General features: G+C 38.2%; 16 protein-coding genes, 1 pseudogene and 1 riboswitch. Of the genes and pseudogenes, 14 read left to right on the top strand and 3 right to left on the bottom strand.

What is annotated here, in order from left to right; all coding sequences use genetic code 11:
• Window positions 1-24: 24 nt before the first annotated feature.
• The 7 genes and pseudogenes from ACSU6B_RS09935 to ACSU6B_RS09905 all read left to right on the top strand — a co-directional run.
• A pseudogene (locus tag ACSU6B_RS09935) lies at window positions 25-283 on the top strand (recombinase family protein); the annotation flags it as partial.
• Between the two features lie 360 nt (window positions 284-643).
• Entirely contained in the window at window positions 644-1,114 is a 471-nt protein-coding gene (locus ACSU6B_RS09930) for a hypothetical protein (protein WP_410884803.1), read from the top strand.
• 408 nt (window positions 1,115-1,522) lie between these two features.
• Window positions 1,523-2,485 carry a tRNA dihydrouridine synthase gene (locus ACSU6B_RS09925; protein WP_410884802.1) on the top strand — a complete coding sequence of 321 codons (963 nt, stop codon included), beginning with the start codon at window positions 1,523-1,525 and terminating at the stop codon, window positions 2,483-2,485.
• 480 nt (window positions 2,486-2,965) lie between these two features.
• Window positions 2,966-3,295, top strand: a complete 330-nt coding sequence (locus ACSU6B_RS09920; protein ID WP_410884800.1) for a hypothetical protein — start codon at window positions 2,966-2,968, stop codon at window positions 3,293-3,295.
• Between the two features lie 791 nt (window positions 3,296-4,086).
• Complete coding sequence (locus ACSU6B_RS09915; RefSeq protein WP_410884798.1) at window positions 4,087-4,482, top strand: VOC family protein; 396 nt, start codon at window positions 4,087-4,089, stop codon at window positions 4,480-4,482.
• Window positions 4,483-4,577: 95 nt separating this feature from the next.
• Window positions 4,578-4,758, top strand: a riboswitch (cobalamin riboswitch).
• Window positions 4,759-4,939: 181 nt separating this feature from the next.
• Window positions 4,940-7,231 carry a 5-methyltetrahydropteroyltriglutamate--homocysteine S-methyltransferase gene (metE, locus tag ACSU6B_RS09910; RefSeq protein ID WP_410884796.1) on the top strand — a complete coding sequence of 764 codons (2,292 nt, stop codon included), beginning with the start codon at window positions 4,940-4,942 and terminating at the stop codon, window positions 7,229-7,231.
• A gap of 141 nt (window positions 7,232-7,372) precedes the next feature.
• Entirely contained in the window at window positions 7,373-9,619 is a 2,247-nt protein-coding gene (locus ACSU6B_RS09905; protein WP_410884794.1) for an outer membrane protein assembly factor BamB family protein, read from the top strand.
• A 168-nt stretch (window positions 9,620-9,787) separates the two neighbouring features.
• On the opposite strand, the gene ACSU6B_RS09900 is transcribed toward ACSU6B_RS09905, so the two are convergent.
• Entirely contained in the window at window positions 9,788-10,156 is a 369-nt protein-coding gene (locus ACSU6B_RS09900) for an SET domain-containing protein (RefSeq protein WP_410884792.1), read from the bottom strand.
• Between the two features lie 328 nt (window positions 10,157-10,484).
• Here ACSU6B_RS09900 and ACSU6B_RS09895 point away from each other — a divergent pair, with 328 nt between their 5' ends.
• Together ACSU6B_RS09895 and ACSU6B_RS09890 are read left to right on the top strand one after the other, a co-directional pair.
• Window positions 10,485-10,823, top strand: coding sequence for a UxaA family hydrolase (locus ACSU6B_RS09895; RefSeq protein WP_410884790.1), 339 nt, complete (start codon window positions 10,485-10,487; stop codon window positions 10,821-10,823).
• Between the two features lie 101 nt (window positions 10,824-10,924).
• Window positions 10,925-11,935 carry a DUF418 domain-containing protein gene (locus ACSU6B_RS09890; RefSeq protein ID WP_410884788.1) on the top strand — a complete coding sequence of 337 codons (1,011 nt, stop codon included), beginning with the start codon at window positions 10,925-10,927 and terminating at the stop codon, window positions 11,933-11,935.
• 111 nt (window positions 11,936-12,046) lie between these two features.
• On the opposite strand, the gene ACSU6B_RS09885 is transcribed toward ACSU6B_RS09890, so the two are convergent.
• Window positions 12,047-12,529, bottom strand: coding sequence for a hypothetical protein (locus tag ACSU6B_RS09885; RefSeq protein ID WP_410884786.1), 483 nt, complete (start codon window positions 12,527-12,529; stop codon window positions 12,047-12,049).
• A gap of 262 nt (window positions 12,530-12,791) precedes the next feature.
• Here ACSU6B_RS09885 and ACSU6B_RS09880 point away from each other — a divergent pair, with 262 nt between their 5' ends.
• Window positions 12,792-12,995 (top strand): hypothetical protein, encoded by a 204-nt coding sequence (locus ACSU6B_RS09880; RefSeq protein WP_410884785.1) that lies wholly within the window; start codon window positions 12,792-12,794, stop codon window positions 12,993-12,995.
• Window positions 12,996-13,209: 214 nt separating this feature from the next.
• Complete coding sequence (locus ACSU6B_RS09875) at window positions 13,210-14,670, top strand: PAS domain-containing sensor histidine kinase (RefSeq protein ID WP_410884783.1); 1,461 nt, start codon at window positions 13,210-13,212, stop codon at window positions 14,668-14,670.
• 67 nt (window positions 14,671-14,737) lie between these two features.
• Here ACSU6B_RS09875 and ACSU6B_RS09870 read toward each other — a convergent pair whose 3' ends face one another.
• Window positions 14,738-15,274: a ribonuclease H-like YkuK family protein gene (locus ACSU6B_RS09870; protein ID WP_214998088.1), complete on the bottom strand. Its 537-nt coding sequence runs from the start codon at window positions 15,272-15,274 to the stop codon at window positions 14,738-14,740.
• Between the two features lie 345 nt (window positions 15,275-15,619).
• Between ACSU6B_RS09870 and ACSU6B_RS09865 the strand changes: the two genes are divergently transcribed.
• The 3 genes from ACSU6B_RS09865 (at window position 15,620) to ACSU6B_RS09855 (ending at window position 17,663) form a co-directional block, all read left to right on the top strand.
• Window positions 15,620-15,970 (top strand): hypothetical protein, encoded by a 351-nt coding sequence (locus ACSU6B_RS09865; RefSeq protein ID WP_410884781.1) that lies wholly within the window; start codon window positions 15,620-15,622, stop codon window positions 15,968-15,970.
• Window positions 15,971-16,066: 96 nt separating this feature from the next.
• Window positions 16,067-17,140 (top strand): DUF2157 domain-containing protein, encoded by a 1,074-nt coding sequence (locus tag ACSU6B_RS09860; protein WP_410884779.1) that lies wholly within the window; start codon window positions 16,067-16,069, stop codon window positions 17,138-17,140.
• Complete coding sequence (locus ACSU6B_RS09855) at window positions 17,133-17,663, top strand: GDYXXLXY domain-containing protein (RefSeq protein WP_410884777.1); 531 nt, start codon at window positions 17,133-17,135, stop codon at window positions 17,661-17,663. Before ACSU6B_RS09860 ends, ACSU6B_RS09855 begins: the two co-directional genes overlap by 8 nt.
• Window positions 17,664-17,730: the final 67 nt, after the last annotated feature.

Below are 17,730 nucleotides of genomic sequence, written 5' to 3'. Positions count from 1 at the left end.
TTATTTCTCCAAATCATCAGCTTTGGGAAAATGTTGTTTACTATCTTTGCGGGTATTGCTCAATTTGAGAGAGATTTAACTTCTGAACGGGACAAAGGAAGGGAGTCTGGCTGCAGGGAAAAGAGGAAAATATCCTGGAAGACCGAAAACCGATGAGGAAAAGGTTAAGTATGCCTTGTATCTTATAGACCAAGGGTTGAGTCGTACGGATGCTGACGAGAAGGCTGGTATTTCTTGCATGACTTTGTATCGTAATATTCAAAAGAACAATGGAATTGAGTAGCATAACTAAAAGCTCATTTTATTAGAGAGGATCTATCATCAGTTTAATGAACTGGTGGAGGCCTTTTCTTACATATTTGCAGTCATATGAGCGTAAATGTTCATTGTTGTATTAATGTCTGTATGTCCTAAACTCTTTTTAATCTCTTTTACTCCTACACCGCCATCATTTCGTTCAAAGATAAATTGGTTATCTACATATAATGTAATGAGTAAAGGGATTTAATAATGAAACTTATGGAGTTTTAGATAACAACCATGCAAGAGCTAACAATTTTGCTTGTTCTAGAGGGGTTATTACTAAGAAATAATTAGATTTATAGGTAAATACACATTTTTGAGAGAACGAGCTGATAGGTCAATGACTAAAGAATATGATGATGTGAGATTAAAAAGTAAAGGAGTTCATTTTATGTATCCTAGTCCTATACCTCTGTATTATAGCAATCCATATAGTGAGCCAGCTTATTTATATTCAACTCCATTCCAAGAGGAGAATTATTACTATGCAGCCCTCGATGAAAGACAATTTGGCGGTCAACCTCCGTTTGCACCGCCGGGTCAAGGGCCAGGGGCTGGAGCGCCAACTTCACCGCCGCCATCCTATGTTCCCGCACAAACACAACAAGTAGAACAATTTGCAGTTGATCCAGGCAGTATCAGAAGATGTTTATTCAGATTTACGTATGTATGGCTAAGAGGATTTCAGCAATTTTGGTTTTATCCAACCTTCGTTGGCCGAACCTCTGTCTCAGGGTGGCGTTGGACTGGATTTAGATGGGTTTATATGGGAATAAGTTTACGACAAATTCAATCGTTTACTTGCATTTAATAAGAAACTGTATTGTTTTATATTTCTTCCTATTAAATATATAAATTAAAGAACGTATAAAATACGCTTATAAAAGGTGAACAAAGCTACATCCGTCAATAAATTTCGGTTTCTACAGTCAGCAGTCCATACATGTGGAGTGTGTGTCGCAACTCATTTTAAGAGAAGGCAACTAACCCATTTGGGTGTTGCCTTTTTACGTTTCTTGTACGGATTAACAAAACTGTATTGAATATGGACAGTGCCATCGTGATTACAAGTGGTTTTCTCAACCAGAGAATGAAGTAATTGTGTTTGATAAGAAGTTATTAAGCATGATATAAGTATAAAAGAAGTGGAACATTTGGCTTTATATTTTTTGACCGAGAGTTTGAAGTTGTATCCATAGTGAGAGGATTTGAGTTTGAAATGATAGATAATTTTTGGCGTGATTTACCACGACCATTTTTTGTACTTGCACCAATGGAAGATGTGACAGATGTTGTTTTTCGTCACGTAGTAAGTGAAGCCGGTCGACCGGATGTATTTTTCACAGAGTTTACAAACTCGGATAGCTATTGTCATCCAGAGGGCATGAAAAGTGTGCGTGGCCGTTTGATTTTTACAGAAGATGAACAGCCAATGGTGGCACATATTTGGGGGGATAATCCCGAATATTTCCGTCAAATGAGTATTGGCATGGCAGAGCTAGGATTTAAAGGCATTGATATTAATATGGGCTGCCCTGTACCGAATGTGGCATCGAGAGGGAAGGGTAGTGGCCTTATTCTGCGTCCAGACGTTGCGGCAGAACTTATTCAAGCAGCAAAAGCGGGCGGACTGCCTGTCAGCGTGAAAACACGACTTGGCAATAAGGATGTAAATGAGTGGGAGGAGTGGCTAACGCATATTTTAAAACAGGATATTGCGAACCTTTCTATTCATTTACGTACAAGAAAGGAAATGAGCCAAGTAGATGCGCATTGGGAGCTAATTCCGGAAATCAAAAAATTACGTGACCGTATCGCACCAAATACGCTACTAACAATCAATGGAGACATTCCTGACCGTCAAACTGGGCTGCAGCTTGCTGATCAATATGGTATTGATGGCGTTATGATCGGGCGAGGTATTTTTAAAAATCCTTTTGCTTTTGAAAAAGAGCCAAAAGACCATAGCAGTAAAGAATACCTTGATCTTTTAAGACTGCAGCTTGATCTTCAAGATCAATATGCGGAAGTACTGCCACGTTCAATCACAGGGCTTCATCGCTTTTTTAAAATTTATGTCAAAGGATTCCGTGGAGCTGGTGAATTAAGAAATCAATTGATGAACACGAAATCAACAGATGAAGTGCGTGCATTACTTGATAACTTTGGAAAAGATTGTTGATGGGACGCGGACAGTGAAATGATGTAACTCTCAAAAAGTTAGAGAAAAAATGAATCACATCAACTCATGTGTACTTTTTTTATTCAGTTTGAAGTTCCGTTACAGCCGGCAACTTTTGTTTTGATAAAGTCTGTTTTCTGAAAGAAAAAGGTCTTAAAAATGTAATAAACCCACCACCACCCTTGTGTTGCCACATACACTCAATACATGTGGAGTATGTGGCGCACCTCATATTAAAAGAAGGCAACTAACCCTTTGGGTGTTGCCTTTTAAAGGTACTTTAATGATTTACTATTATGTTCACATAATTGTAGAAAAGCTTTTGAAAAGACTAAATTTATATGAATTCTAATGTGATATTATTTTATCTGAAGGAGGTATCAAAATGGATAGGTAAACCATGTAGGCATATTATCATTATAAGTTTCCTAAGACTAATTATTTCTGGTAAGTAAATTTATATCTGAAGGAGGATAATTAATGGGTCACGATATATCAGGATACAATAAAGCAGGAAAAGAAATTGCTTACGCTCGTTTTAGCATGGGGAATTATAATGCTACCATACTGTATAATTTACTTGATGCAAATAATTACTATGCAGGAGTAAGTGGATCAGGCGACAGTTCTATCTTCTCGATACAACAAATTGAAAAGGCTATGAATGTCTACAAGCAATTTTACAAAAATGGTAATTCTCTGTCAGAAAGTGATTTCTTAACTTGGGATCAAAAACAAATCCTGAATTTTATACAGAATTGTTTAGGAACAGCAAAAATAGAAGGGAGTGTAAGAGTGTATTTTGGCTAATGTTTAAAGATTATTTGCTAAATTCTTCAATTTCGCTCCGTATCCAAATAACTCTATAGTAGCAATTACCTTCATATGTAACAATTTGCATTCCATCTCCAGATAATCTTATGAATTTCTTTTATCCCCTAAAAAACACATTTATTATCTTATCGACAAAACCAATCCATGTATCCTATTTAATATTACTAATCTTCCTCTGTCGTTGGTCGTCTAATTAAAAAGATAAGAGAGATTCGTTTTAAAGTAGTATTTGAATGTCCTGGCTGTCCATGTGAGCAAGTTACTTTATAGGAATAAGCATATGGACTAGAAAAAAATCGTAAAGATCATTGCCATGATTCGGTGGGACTTATTTCGAAATCCTGATGCTTTCTTGTTGCGTAAGTACCCAGCAAACAAAGTGACCAAAAGAAAGATAAAGGATGTATAACCCAGCAACATCTTGATATGACCATAACCAATGACAGGTCCAATTTTAAAAAGATTAATCCAAGAGTGACCGATAATAAGAAGGTGGACGTTATGTATCAGTCGTAGATCGTCCAATAAATGACAAGAATATTAAACAGGAACTAATAAGTAAAATTATTTAATTTTTATAAAAATTGAATATATTCCAATAATTATCCTATAATAAAGAGGAAATATATTAGGCTTTGGCTCAAATTGAAAAGTTGGCTTCATCCTTAGTTTTGCTAACATAATATGAAGCATCATAACTTCAAGATATACATAAGTACTGACTTGCTAGAAGAGAATATAATTACTTTTTTAATTAGGAGGCAATCATGGGAAGATTAGTTCATTTCGAAATTCATGTCAATGACATGGAACGGGCAAAGAAGTTTTATGGAGAGGTATTCGGATGGTCATTTCAAGATTGGAGTGAGTATGCAGGAATGCCTTACTTTGGAGCAGTGACTGGCGATGAGAATGAACCTGGGATCAATGGTGCTTTGATGCAGCGGCAAAGTGCTCCACCGGAAGCAAACCAAGCTTTGAATGCATTTGCTTGTACAATGGGAGTGGAAAATTACGATGTAACGGAAGCTAAAATTATTGAGAATGGCGGCAAGGTCGTAATGGCCAAATATGCCCTGCCTGGAATGGCGTGGCAAGGATACTATATTGATACCGAAGGCAATATATTCGGAATTCATCAACCCGATGCGAATGCAAAATAGAATCCTAAGGTGAGCGAGAGAACTCTCATCATACTGACTACTTTTCAGAAAATTATGTACTTCATATTATTAATATGCTATAGTTAGTGAAAATTACATATCGTGTAAGAATTGGTGCCAAGCTAAGGCTTGGCTTAAAAGGGAAGAACGGTGTAATTCCGTCGCTGTCCCGCAACTGTAAATCGGAGTGAATCACAAATACCACTGTCTTAGGATGGGAAGGTGTGAGGAGCCATGATGATAAGCCAGGAGACCTGCCAATTTCCAGTACACACCAAATACCTACGTGGAAATAGGTGGTGACATTCATTTGTACGACAAACGAGTTATGAGTAGCTATGTTTATGCATGTTTTTTTAGCAAAACTTAAACTTGATTGTAAAGCCATTTCCCATTTTGTGGAGATGGCTTTTTTTGTATTTGGGAATATGTAAATTTAAATAAGGAGGAATGAAAAATGAATTTAGTTAGTACTGCCATTGGTTACCCGTACATTGGTGATAATCGGGAGTGGAAACGTTGTATAGAATCTTTTTGGAAGGGTGCGATATCAGAGGAGCAATTTATTTTCGAGATGAAAACGAATCGTTTGAATAATTTGAAGCGCCAGCAATCATTAGGCTTAGAGTTACTAACAGTTGGGGATTTTACCAATTATGACCGCATGCTTGACCATGCGGCAATGTTCGGAATGGTTCCAAATCGTTATAAGTGGACAGGTAGTGAAGTCGATCTAACCACTTATTACGAAATGGCCCGTGGGGCAAGCCATGTTGTGGCCTGTGAGATGACAAAGTGGTTTAACACCAACTATCACTACATCGTACCTGAGTATGAAGGCAAGTCATTACAATTAACCAAAAACTACATTTTAGATTATTTTGTAGAAGCCAAAGAGGAATTAGGTCTTATTACAAAGCCTACAATGATCGGTCCTTTTACTTTTGTTAGCTTAGCGAAAGGATACGATGCCAAAACCAAAGCATTGTTTATTTTAAAACTCTTACCGTTATATGCTCAAGTATTGCAGCAGCTTGTAGAGGCTGGGGCACAGTGGATTCAAGTGGAAGAACCAGCACTAACCCTTTCACTAACTGCTGATGATGTAAAACTAGTGCAGGAAATTTACAAGCAATTAGCAGAAGAAGTACCGGCTGCACAAATCATGTTACAAACCTATTTTGAAGGACTATCAGCGTATGAAGAGCTGTCTCAATTACCTGTGGCAGGGATTGGTCTTGATTTCATACATGGTGCCGAAGAGAATATGGATTCACTTCGAAAACACGGGTTCCCACAAGACAAAGTATTAGGAATTGGTGTCGTAAATGGACGGGATATTTGGCGGGCAAATTTGGCTGAAAAAGCATTCAATACAAAAGCTGTTTTATTATTAAGCGGTGTAAAAGAAGCTTGGATTCAGTCTTCATGTAGTTTACAGCATGTACCTGTGACGACGAAGGCAGAAACAAAGCTGGATGCCATACTGACAAATGCTTTGTCATTTGCCGATGAGAAAATAATTGAGTTATCACATATTACATCTTACGTCCGTGACGAGGCTTGGACAGGGAATAAGAGCGTGTCACAAAGTATGATAGCAACTGAAGCATTAGCACAGCATAAGGCAAGGAAAAATGCACGTGTGAAAGAGCTAGTATTACAAGTAACACAAGAGCATTTTGCTCGTTCAATGACGTTTAAAGAACGTCAACCTTTGCAAAAAAGGGCATTAGATTTACCAGATTATCCAACCACAACCATTGGCAGCTTCCCTCAGTCAGATCAAGTAAAACGGACACGTACAGCATGGCGTAAAAAGGAAATTACAGATGCTGAGTATGCAGCGTTTCTAAAAAGTGAAACAGCCCGTTGGATTCAAATTCAAGAAGAAATAGGACTGGATGTTTTAGTGCATGGTGAATTTGAGCGGACGGATATGGTTGAGTACTTTGGAGAAAAGCTAGAAGGTTTTGCCTTTACAGAAAAAGCATGGGTTGTATCCTATGGTTCACGTTGTGTCAAACCACCAATTATTTATGGTGACGTCGAGTGGACAGCCCCAATGACCGTGAAGGAAGTAGAAGCGGCACAGCAATTAACGTCTAAGTATGTGAAAGGGATGTTAACAGGTCCTATTACAATCTTAAATTGGTCTTTTGTCCGCGATGATATTTCACGTGAACAAGTAGCCAACCAACTAGCCTTAGCACTAAGAGAAGAGATTGCAGCGTTAGAAGATGCAGGCATTGCCATTATTCAAGTGGATGAACCGGCATTACGTGAAGGATTGCCATTACGTAAAGAAAAATGGGCTGATTATTTAGCATGGGGGGTAAATGCCTTTAAGTTAGCAACTTCTAGTGTGAAGAATGAAACACAAATCCATACGCATATGTGCTATTGCGAGTTTAATGACTTTATTGAGCCGATTCGTGCCCTTGACGCAGATGTGATTTCAATCGAAACGTCTAGAAGTCATGGGGAGTTGATTCAATCTCTTAAAAAAAATCCATATGAACTTGGTATTGGTTTAGGAGTGTATGATATTCATAGTCCACGTGTACCAAGTCTAGAAGAAATCAATGCGATTTTAAACGATAGTTTAGAAATTATTTCAAAAGAACAGTTCTGGGTGAATCCAGATTGTGGTTTAAAAACACGTCATGAAGAAGAAACCATTGCATCGCTAAAAAATATGGTGTCAGCCGCTCGGAAGCTACGCCAACAGCAACAACAAACTGTTTAAATCTAATCTAAACAATTAAATCAAGGGGGCTTTTCCATTTTTGGAAAGGCTCTTTGGTTTGTTTACTTAACTGAACATCACCACGTAGGTATATGTGCATAAAATGATTAGTGCACGAAAATGGAGGTGTGATGTTCAAATATGATGTATTTCAATCATTACTATAGAAATAACCCTTACAATACTTATGTGCCGATATCGGAGTTAAGCAGGGTAGGAGCAAAGGTTACTTGGGATGAAAAACAAAAGGTTTTTAGTATCACAAGTGATTATCATCTATTAAAGGTTGAAAACCAACAATTAAGGCAGAGGATAACAGAATTAACGGCGCTAGTAACGAATCGTAGCTTAAGGGCTAATGACCAAAACTGGGAATTGCATTTAGCCGACCAGGGTAATACCAATTATTCAACTGCTACAATGCCAGTAGATTTGACGTTATTGACGTTAAAGAAAGATCCATTTAATAATGCTTCCTCCCTGTTTAGCGTGAATCAGAATCAGCTGTACTCGGTTGAACGAATTTCGAATAAAATTCTTTCTGCTATCGACTTGGACACTTATAAAGAGAAATGGGATTTTTCAACAGAAAACCAGGATGCCTTTCTTGATTTGATAGCAAGAGACGGAGTGGTTTACGCATCAACTATGAATAAACTTTATGCGATTCAGGATAACGGAAACGCTCCACTGACACTCTGGACCGTTGATACCTTTGCGAACAGGCTTTTAATAGACCAAAATACATTGTTTTATTACACCAGAACCACCGAGGGTCTGGATGCGATTGGTACAGTAGATATAAAAACGGGTCAAAAGAAATGGAGTTATCCCCTTAAATTCCAAGAGCAAATCGAAGGAGTTTTTGCTGCTGGCGGAAATAGACTTTATGCAAATATACGGAATCCAGTGCAAATGACATCCAAAATGTATGCATTCGATTCCTCTTCCGGCACTGTTCTCTGGACATTTGATCTTGATTCAAGCTTGCCTATTTACGGAGCTCCTGTCTATAAAGAAGAGAAGCTTTACTTCGAAACGAAAAAAACAACTAGAACCATTTGGGCATTGGATGCTGCAACCGGAAGAACATTATGGAAGTTTAGTCTAACGGGTATGTTTACACAGCCTCTGTCTGTAACGAATGATTCTTTAATTGTCCTGGATGAGATCAATATCATGGCGATTGATAAAAATACTGGAGTACAAAAATGGAAGACCATGTACGCAGAGCAGTTCGTTGCCGGGGGACTACAGACCATTAGAGGGTCAAGCGGTATGGTCGTAGCCTCAGACAGAATTATTTTGGGAAATTACAACAAGATAAAATTCTTTAATTCAGCAAATGGGCAGCTTATTTATTCAACTCTTCAGCTTACACCTACTACAGGCGCATCTGGTCTACGGCCAATCGGCGTCATTAAAGATACTATTTTTGTAACGGAGACTAATCAATTTCTCTATACGTACGCTGTTCCAAAAATAAGCCAGCTAGATACAGAAAAGCCAACGGCAACGATCGATTTACCAGCAGTCAGCCAGCTTTCTGTTCAGGATGGGAAGAATCAAATTAAAATTCCAGTTACAATAAGTGAAACGGCAGAAATGGATGTAACCATTGTTGATGAAAGCGGCCTGGTAGTTCAGACCATCGGTTGGGGACGCCACTTGAAGGGTACATCCAATTTTTATTGGGATGGAAAAAATAGCCGTGGCTTTAATGTCATCCGTGGAAATTACTATCCAATTGTAAAACTCACAGATCTTGCAGGAAATATGAATGTGTATGAAGCACGTGATAAATTAATTCAGATTACAGAAGGTTTTGGTTTGACTGTAAAAAATTCTAACCTGCGTACGGCGGCTACTACTCAAAGTACAATCCTTCGGACCATCCCTGCCGGTTCAGAAGTGATCATAAAAGGGGAGACTGGTGATTGGTATCAGGTAGAGTACAGGATTGTTACGGCGGTGCTAAATGGATATGTCTCCAAGCCGTTAATCAAAGTTCCATCCAATCAGGAGATTCAAGCAATCGAAAATGCTAAGACAAGGACAAACGTCAATGTTAGAACCTATCCTGGAACTCAGTATGATACAAAGATCGTGCTCCCGATGAATACAGATATAAAAATTTATTCCGCAATCGGAGACTGGTATTCAATAGAATACAAGAAAGACAGCATGACTTTGGATTCTGGGTATGTAGCAAAATTTACTATTACCCTTCCAACTGTATCAACTTATGTATACACCGTTATTGCTGGCGATTCTCTCTGGAAGATTGCCCAGAAGAATGGTGTAACGATTGACTCCATCGTCAAAGCCAACAACCTCGATCCCAATCAACCTCTTTATATAGGCCAAAAACTGACTATAGTTAAATAATACTTGTGAAAAAAGAGGGCAAACGTGCTCTCTTTTTCGTTCGATGAAATTTTATTTACGCTTCTTTTTATCCAAATTTTAGTCTGCGGGTTATGAAAAAGTAAATTGCCTAAAAGATATAATAAATTTGCCCAGTCTAACGACTGGGCATAAATTAATATCAATGTTTTAATCTTCCTCAAACCATAATGGTGTCTTATCATCAGGGTCTCCATTGTAATTTATCTTAATTTCCTCGCCTGCCTTAATGTCGGTATAGGCATAAAATTTGATTGTCCCTTTTTTAAATTTTCTTTTAAAAATGGCATTAGGTGCGCTGGAATGATTGAATAATGACCCGACTCCTAATGCTAATGCACAGTCATCATAATTTGTTCCCCACCAGAAGACATAGTCTATTAACTTGGTTTTTTTCAAATACTTATACTCATCTTTAGGGAATACAATGACGGGTGACACCTCTAGAAGTTCATCCTTCATAATATCACGAGTCGCGAAAATCCCTCTCCCGTATTGAGATTGCCTAACCTCCAGCATATTTCTGTTTACCTCCATTTTAAAAACATCTCAGTTGCAGTTTTTTTACTAAGGTATGAAAAAGTGCGGTGTTTGGTTTGGGTCAATTAGGGAGGTGCAAGTTCATAGAGGAAAAAAACCAAGTTGATGTGAAGAGACTAACTTGCCATCAGTGAACTTATTTTTGTAAGGGGTTTACCAAGATGTTAGTTTTGCAATTGTCCAAAAAAAATTATCATAATAATTATTTAATTGACTAATGGTTAATTTTCCTAACAGGTTTACAATATAAGTGATATCGGACAATTTAATCAAAAAATAAGCTATTAATCTATAAGGAGCCTAAATCATGTCTTTGAACGTAACTGAGATGGAAAAGCCCTTATACATAAAAGTACATCCTGATGATAATGTAGCGATTATTGTCAACACTGGGGGATTGCCTGAGGGGGCAATTTTTTCAGATGGACTAAAACTGAATGAGCGAGTACCTCAAGGTCATAAAGTAACACTTACGGATTTAAAGTGTGGGGATGCGATTATTCGTTATGGACACATCATCGGTTATGTTAAAAATCCTGTGAAAAAGGGAGGCTGGGTCAATGAAACCATGGATTTGCCAAGTACACCCGCGCTGGACGAACTACTAACACCTGATCAAGGGATAGAACGATTGTGGCAAAGCTGAAAATATTAAAGGCTGACAGGAAGCATGCTGTCAGCCTCTTTAGATTAGCAAAATAGTTGAATATCTTGTTAACGGTTATAATGATAGTGGAGTTGATTAGGATGAATACGAAGGAGATATCCACACGGATCGATGTTCTTGATTATTTACGGGGATTTGCCCTAATGGGGATTATCCTGGTTAACATCATTCCATTATTGTCGGTTAAGTTACCAATTCCCAGCACCTCTGATGCATCGTACTTGAGGTTTTTATACTTATTTGTGGAAGGTCGCTTTTATACGATCTTTACCTTTTTGTTTGGTGTGGGGTTTTATATATTTATCTCCAGGGCAAATGCGAAGGGGAAAAATGGCTATGTTTTGTTTTTACGGCGAATCCTCGTGTTGTTTATCTTTGGATTAGTTCATGTGCAATTTCATCCAGGGGAAGCATTAACGGTTTATGCTATTTGCGGTCTGATTATTTTACCTTTTTATAAAGCGAACAAGGTTGTAAATCTTGTTTTTGGAATGGTCATGTTGCTCGTCCTAAGTTTGTATGCTCAGAAAATGTTTATGGTGGTTCCTTTGATGTTGTTAGGAATCGCCGCCGGGCAGTACCGGCTATTTGAACGAATATCAGATCAATGGAAAGTGACAGCTATTTTCACAGGGGGGATGTTTGTTTTAAGTGTGGCAGGTCTTATTTATCAATATCAGCATGCTCCGTTTGCATTTGGATCAGGTGGTGAGTCCATAGAAACGCAGCAATTCTTACGGATTGGAATCACGATTGGTCCAATTGTCTCTGCTTTGTATATCGGGCTGATGATTTTGCTTCTGAATTGTCCTGTTGTCCAGAAGGTTCTGTCACCTTTAAAGAGCTATGGACGGATGGCGCTGACAAATTATCTTTCACAAACAATCTTAATCCTAGTTGCGGGGAAGGTGCTGGATTTATTTGATCATATCACTTATTTACAATCACTTTATTTTTGTTTAGCTATTTATGTCATTCAACTTACGTTCAGTGCGATTTGGCTGCGCCACTTCAGCTTCGGCCCATTGGAATGGGTGTGGCGCACGTTGACCTATTTCGAAATCCCGCCAATGCGAAAAACTAGAGTATAGAGAGCAAACGCCCACCTCTTGATGGGGAATGCTAAAAAAATGTCAGTCCTCCAATGTTTAAAACTGGAGGACTGACTCGATTTTTGTTACAGCTTATGTCTGGAGAAAATGTTATTTTTCAATATTCACATCGTGTTCCTTTGCTAATTTATCCAATTTAGTTTGATAATTACGAATATGTTTTCGCGCGTCAGCCAACATATCATTGGCTTTTTGGATCAAATTGGCATCCTGTTCTTCTAACGCCTGTTTAATTATTGCAAAGGCTTTAAACTGTATATCCGCCCCTTCAATATATATTTCGTGGATTTCTCTTACCTCATCTGTTTTAATCTTTACAGAATCTAGAGCTTTAATAAATTCGTTGTAATTTGGAATAACATCATTATTTAAGACATCGTACATTGTTTGATCATCCTGATAGTTTGTACCCGAGACCCCTTCATAGGCTGAAACGGCAGCCCTCTCTAATTTCCCCGCTTCCTTCATTTCTTTATTTACATAATTAAGTAAATCATCTTGCACAGGATCATTGGAGCATCCAGACAATAAAATCAAAATGGGTAGGAATATAGCCAATATCCATTTTTTCACTACATTCACCTCCTAATGCCCAATTTATGAGGGTTAGGAAGTCCATTATGAGTGTGGAAAATATTATTTTATTAATCATCACGTGGCTTTATATAGTCTTGTTTAGGAAATTCGGCTCTTCAGTAAATGTTTTATTTTGGTAATCTTACTGAAAAAGGTTCTCAATTAGACGTTGACTTCAAAATTCAGAATGTTATAATCAAATTTATAAATTATTGATAATGATTTTCATTATCAATAATAGAACGCTAGAATTATAGAAATGATGGGGTTTCTTATTGACCGTGCGACAGCAGTTGGCGGAGAAATTGGTGCAAAGGAAATTATTGAAAATGAGTTAGTTAAAAAAACTGCTGCCTTTAAGAATGATAAGATTATCTACCTAGATGTAGACACATGGTACCTAAGCGGTAGAGGCTTAAAGTCTGTCAAAGCAATGGCCAAAGAAATAGAGGCAGCATTATAAAACAAGAAACAACCCCACAAACGCTTGGACTTAAGCTCCGAGCGTTTGTTATTATGAACTTAAAGCAGCTCAAATTGTCCGTGTAGGACGGACAATAGGGCTAAGTGTCTTTCGGTGGTGCCTGACACCATTTTGTAAAATACTTCTTTTCTTTATCGAAAAACTCTGTAAAATGGAGATTAAGAGTATAATAGATGTGTTTGGAGAGATCTCTATGTCGAAGAGTTTCCCGATTTTTACGGAAGAGAATGAATCTGTGGTTTATAGTCCGGATGATTTAATTGACTTATTTCTTGACTGTACCGCAGACGCGATTTGTATAGTCGATATGGAGAATCGGTTTATTCGAGTGAACCACGTATATACGAAGATATTTGGCTATACAGAGGACGATGTCATCGGAAAAAGAGTTGAAGAATTTCCCAATCCTGACATTGTGCATGATATTATTGAATCAGTCAAAAGTGGTGAAGCATTTCCTGATATGGTTACCCAAAGATACCATAAAGACGGAAGCATACTTGATATTGCTGTTTCCTATTCTCCCTTTCGAAATTCATGTGGGGAAATTATTGCTGTTATTGCAATCTTTCGCGATATAACAGAGCATATAAATATTGAAAGAGAATTAAAAAAGACACGTGAACTGTACAAGCTTATAACTGAAAATACATCGGATATGATTAAGGTCTATTCGAGAGATAAAAAGATTGTCTATGCATCTCCTTCTCATGAAAACGGAATTGGATATACTCCTGACCAGTTAATAGGTAAAACCGTATATGATCTTATCATGCCAGAGGAAATAGACCATTTTGAAAGAGTTTATCAAAGGTTAATAGAAACAAAGGAACCTCAACTGCTACAAACAAAGTTGCAAACAGGTAATAAGGAAGTAATATACTCGGAGACCACTATTTCTCCAATTTTTAATGAACAAGGAGAAATTGATTCCTATGTGACGGTGGGAAGGGATATTACAGACCGGGTAAAAAATGATGATGCCCTCCGAAATTTAGACCGGCTTTCGATTATTGGCCAATTGGCTGCTGGAGTTGCTCATGAAATACGAAACCCGTTGACTTCGTTGAAAGGGTTTTCAAAGCTTTTGAAAGATACTAGGAACCAAGAAAAACAAAGTGATTATTTATCAATCATCATGAACGAATTAGATCGTATTGATATGATTGTGAATGAATTTATGTCGTTGGCGAAACCTCAAGCCATTCAATTTGATCAAGAAAATCTAAATTCAATCTTAGAAAGCACGGTTAATATACTTCATCCACAAGCTTTATTACATAATGTGCAAATAATCAGACATTACCAAAAGGATAATATTGATTTGCTTTGTAATCCCAATCAGTTGAAACAGGTTTTTGTTAATTTTTTAAAAAATGCAATTGAATCGATGCCGTTTGGTGGAAATGTGAATATTCATGTGCAAAGGATAGAAGGCAAACGAGTGCAGATTAGCTTTTCGGATGAAGGGATGGGCATTGACGGCGAACTTATGCGCTATTTGGGAACTCCCTTCTATACAACCAAGGATAAAGGAATCGGACTTGGCCTAACCGTCAGCAACAAAATCATCCAGGAACATAATGGTACTATGAAAATCGACAGTCAACCTGGGAAAGGCACCACTGTAAAAGTTGAACTGGAAAGCTTTTAATAAGGATGTAAAAAAAGGGTGTCAGGCATCATTAGGGGACAATTGTCCCACGTGGTGCCTGACACCCTTATTTGGTGTAACGATTTGCATAGCTAGAAGCAACAAAGGCATTTGGTTTGATTTTCGGTTCAACCCCCATTGATTCGATTCTCGTTACCATTTCTTTTACAAACTCACTCGTCTTGTTTCGTTTACCAGCACCGATATCAATGTGTCCTTCCATTGTGAAGGTTGCTCCTTTATATATATAGGGGAGGACAAGATTGATCAACTCATTTTTCCTTTCTTCGTTGAACATCGATACAATTTCCTCAGTTAACGACAATTCAAGGGAAATCCGTTCATGTAAGTGAGTCATTTTTCTTGGAATAATGACTTTCCTTATGCACGCCCATACTCCTTTTCCTTTATTTTGAATCACAATTCCTGTTATAAAAACAGTTGTGGATCTATGGACTTGAGAATCTGTGCCAACCATTAGTCGGTAGTTCCCACTTGGGTCTAACTTCATGAATGTTACAATCCGTTCAAAGACTTGTTCGAACGACAGCCCATTCTCCTGAAGATTTTGAAACAAATCGTGATAAGCCCCGTTTTTTTTCATCTTGAAGCACCACATCTTTCCTTTCCAACTAAAAAAATTTAGTCTCGACTCTTACTCCTATCTTATGGAAAGTGATTTATTGTCGTGCAGCCATTGAAAGTATTTGATCTTTATTGAAATGTATGTAGATAGGTGAGCAAAAATGCATGGGTGTGACACCTTAGGGTGTCAGGCACCGTCCATGGACAAACGCTTCATTTGTCCGCACTGGGAGGACAGCGCGAAGGCTGCTCGGTATTGATTCGGTTTTGAATTATGCCCAATTAACAATGGTAAATGGAATCTGGCTAACCTTATTTTAGAAATTAATAGCGTTGGAACAACCTTTTTTCTAAAAACAATTATTTGCCTAACAATATTTGTGCCAGTCCATCATTAGATAAAGAAACGGGATTTTATCTAGATAGGGATGGATGGAAATGGCAAAGAGAAACCGAGGGAAAACAATCAGCTACATGCCTTCAAATGGCCGGGGAACCTGCCCGCTGTGTGAAAGGACAAGAATCAAGCTACTATATCCGCATACAACAGAAACAAACCAAACCATCAAAGTTTGCAAAAACTGCCGGGATAAATAAACAATGGTGTCAGGCACCGCTCGTGGACATTTGTCCTTTTGCGGTGCCTGACACCTTTTTCTTTTTTGGTGATATCGGGCAAAGAGGGTCATACACTCATTTTTTAAAAGGATATTAATACTAATTGTCGAATAAACTTAACTGTAGTGCAATTAGCCTAAAGTGGTTGTGAGCGTGTAGTCCCAAATAAATAGATGTTAAAGGGGTGGGATAGATGGTGAAACGGATTGTAAAACAGCATGAATTAAATTTTTTGAAGCGGGAGCTAAGGTTCTTAGAAGATTCAGAGATTCTGCCTGTAGGAAAGGCCAATGAAATAGATGAGATTTACGAGGTACAGAGACTTTCTTTTACAAAAACACTTTTGTATGTGGGTTCTATTTTGATTGGCGCGGGGGTACTCAGTTTTATCGCGAGTAATTGGGATGAGATTGGAAAAACAGCGAAGCTCCTATTAATCATCGCGTTGTTCGTTGCCAGTAATCTTGCAGGATTTAAAATGGAAAGGAACTATCCAAAGACATCTAAAAGCCTTTATTATGTAGGTGTTCTTGTGTTCGGGGCGGGGATTTTTCTTGTGGAGCAAATGTTTCATCTCGGAACAAATTCACAAAATGCTTTTTTATGGTGGTCGCTTGGCATTTTGCCATTAGCATGGGTATTACGGGATAAATGGATCCTACTAGCATCATCCCTTTTTGTCCTCAAATACATGCTGGATGGACAATATCTCGAAGGGGTAAATATCCCGTATTGGACACTGCTTTGGATTGCCGCCATTTATTTACTTAATGAAAAAATAGGTTTTTCAAAAGCCACTGGCTTTATCACGGGCCTGCTGTCACTAGCATTTATCGGGACGGTCATTAGCTTTTTTGTCAACCGCTATGATTATACTGATTTTCCTTACGTGTATGGATTAATCTATTTGGTCATAGGCGTGGCTCTAGTCCTCTCAAGAGGGAAAATTAGAGACATTTACGTTGTCTTGGGATACATCGTTCATGGTGCCGCAGCGCTATTGTTATCTTTTGAAGATACCTGGCCAATGGATTGGATGTATATTCCTTTTTCGGTCATCTATGTGCTCTATGTTTTGTACCTAATTAAAAAAGGAAGTTTGCTCAGTATCATTATTTTATGCGTGATGATCTTCCGTTTTTACTTGGATTTATCCTTTGAATTCTTGCCAAAATCGTTCGTATTTATTATTGGAGGATTCCTGCTCCTAGGTTTCGGTTTTTATTTTGAAAAACAAAGGAAAAAAGGGGTGAGTGTGCATGAATAAGCGAGCAAAGCAGTTAGTTTTGGCTTGTTCGGTGCCGGTGCTTATTCTGTTAGGCATGTGCTTCGCGCCCCTCTATACCATGTTAACGGGGGAGGAAATGATTCTCCAAACGAAACCGGTGGACCCATCCGATCCTTTTAGAGGCGATTATGTGACCCTTCAATATGAAGCTGAAGAGGTCCCGATTTCATTGTTGGAAAAAGCAGTGGTCACAAGATTGCAGAACAAGGGGGGACAGTTCGACGTATACGTCCTGATGGCGAAAAAGAACGGAGTCCACACCCCCATTAAAGTCAGCCTTGAAAAACCCGATAACGGAATATTCCTAAAAGGAACAATAAACTATATTGATAAAGACAACCAAGGACAAGAAATTGCCATCATTGAGTACAATCTGGATAAATACTTCCTAGAGGACAACACCGGGGCAGAATGGGAAAAAGCCTCTGCTAAAGGAGAAATACTAGCCAAACTAAAAGTAAACAACGGCTATGCCGTCCTGACCGATATCACAACCAAGTAAAAGTTGGTGTTAGGCGCCACATGTGGACGAAACTGTCTTTTGTCCACGTGGAGAGGACATTGGTCTT

Source organism: Neobacillus sp. C211 (assembly GCF_051842875.1).
GTDB lineage: Bacteria > Bacillota > Bacilli > Bacillales > Cytobacillaceae > Neobacillus.
The sequence above is the reverse complement of the archived record's forward strand: the minus strand, read 5'-3'. Positions and strand labels throughout refer to the sequence as shown.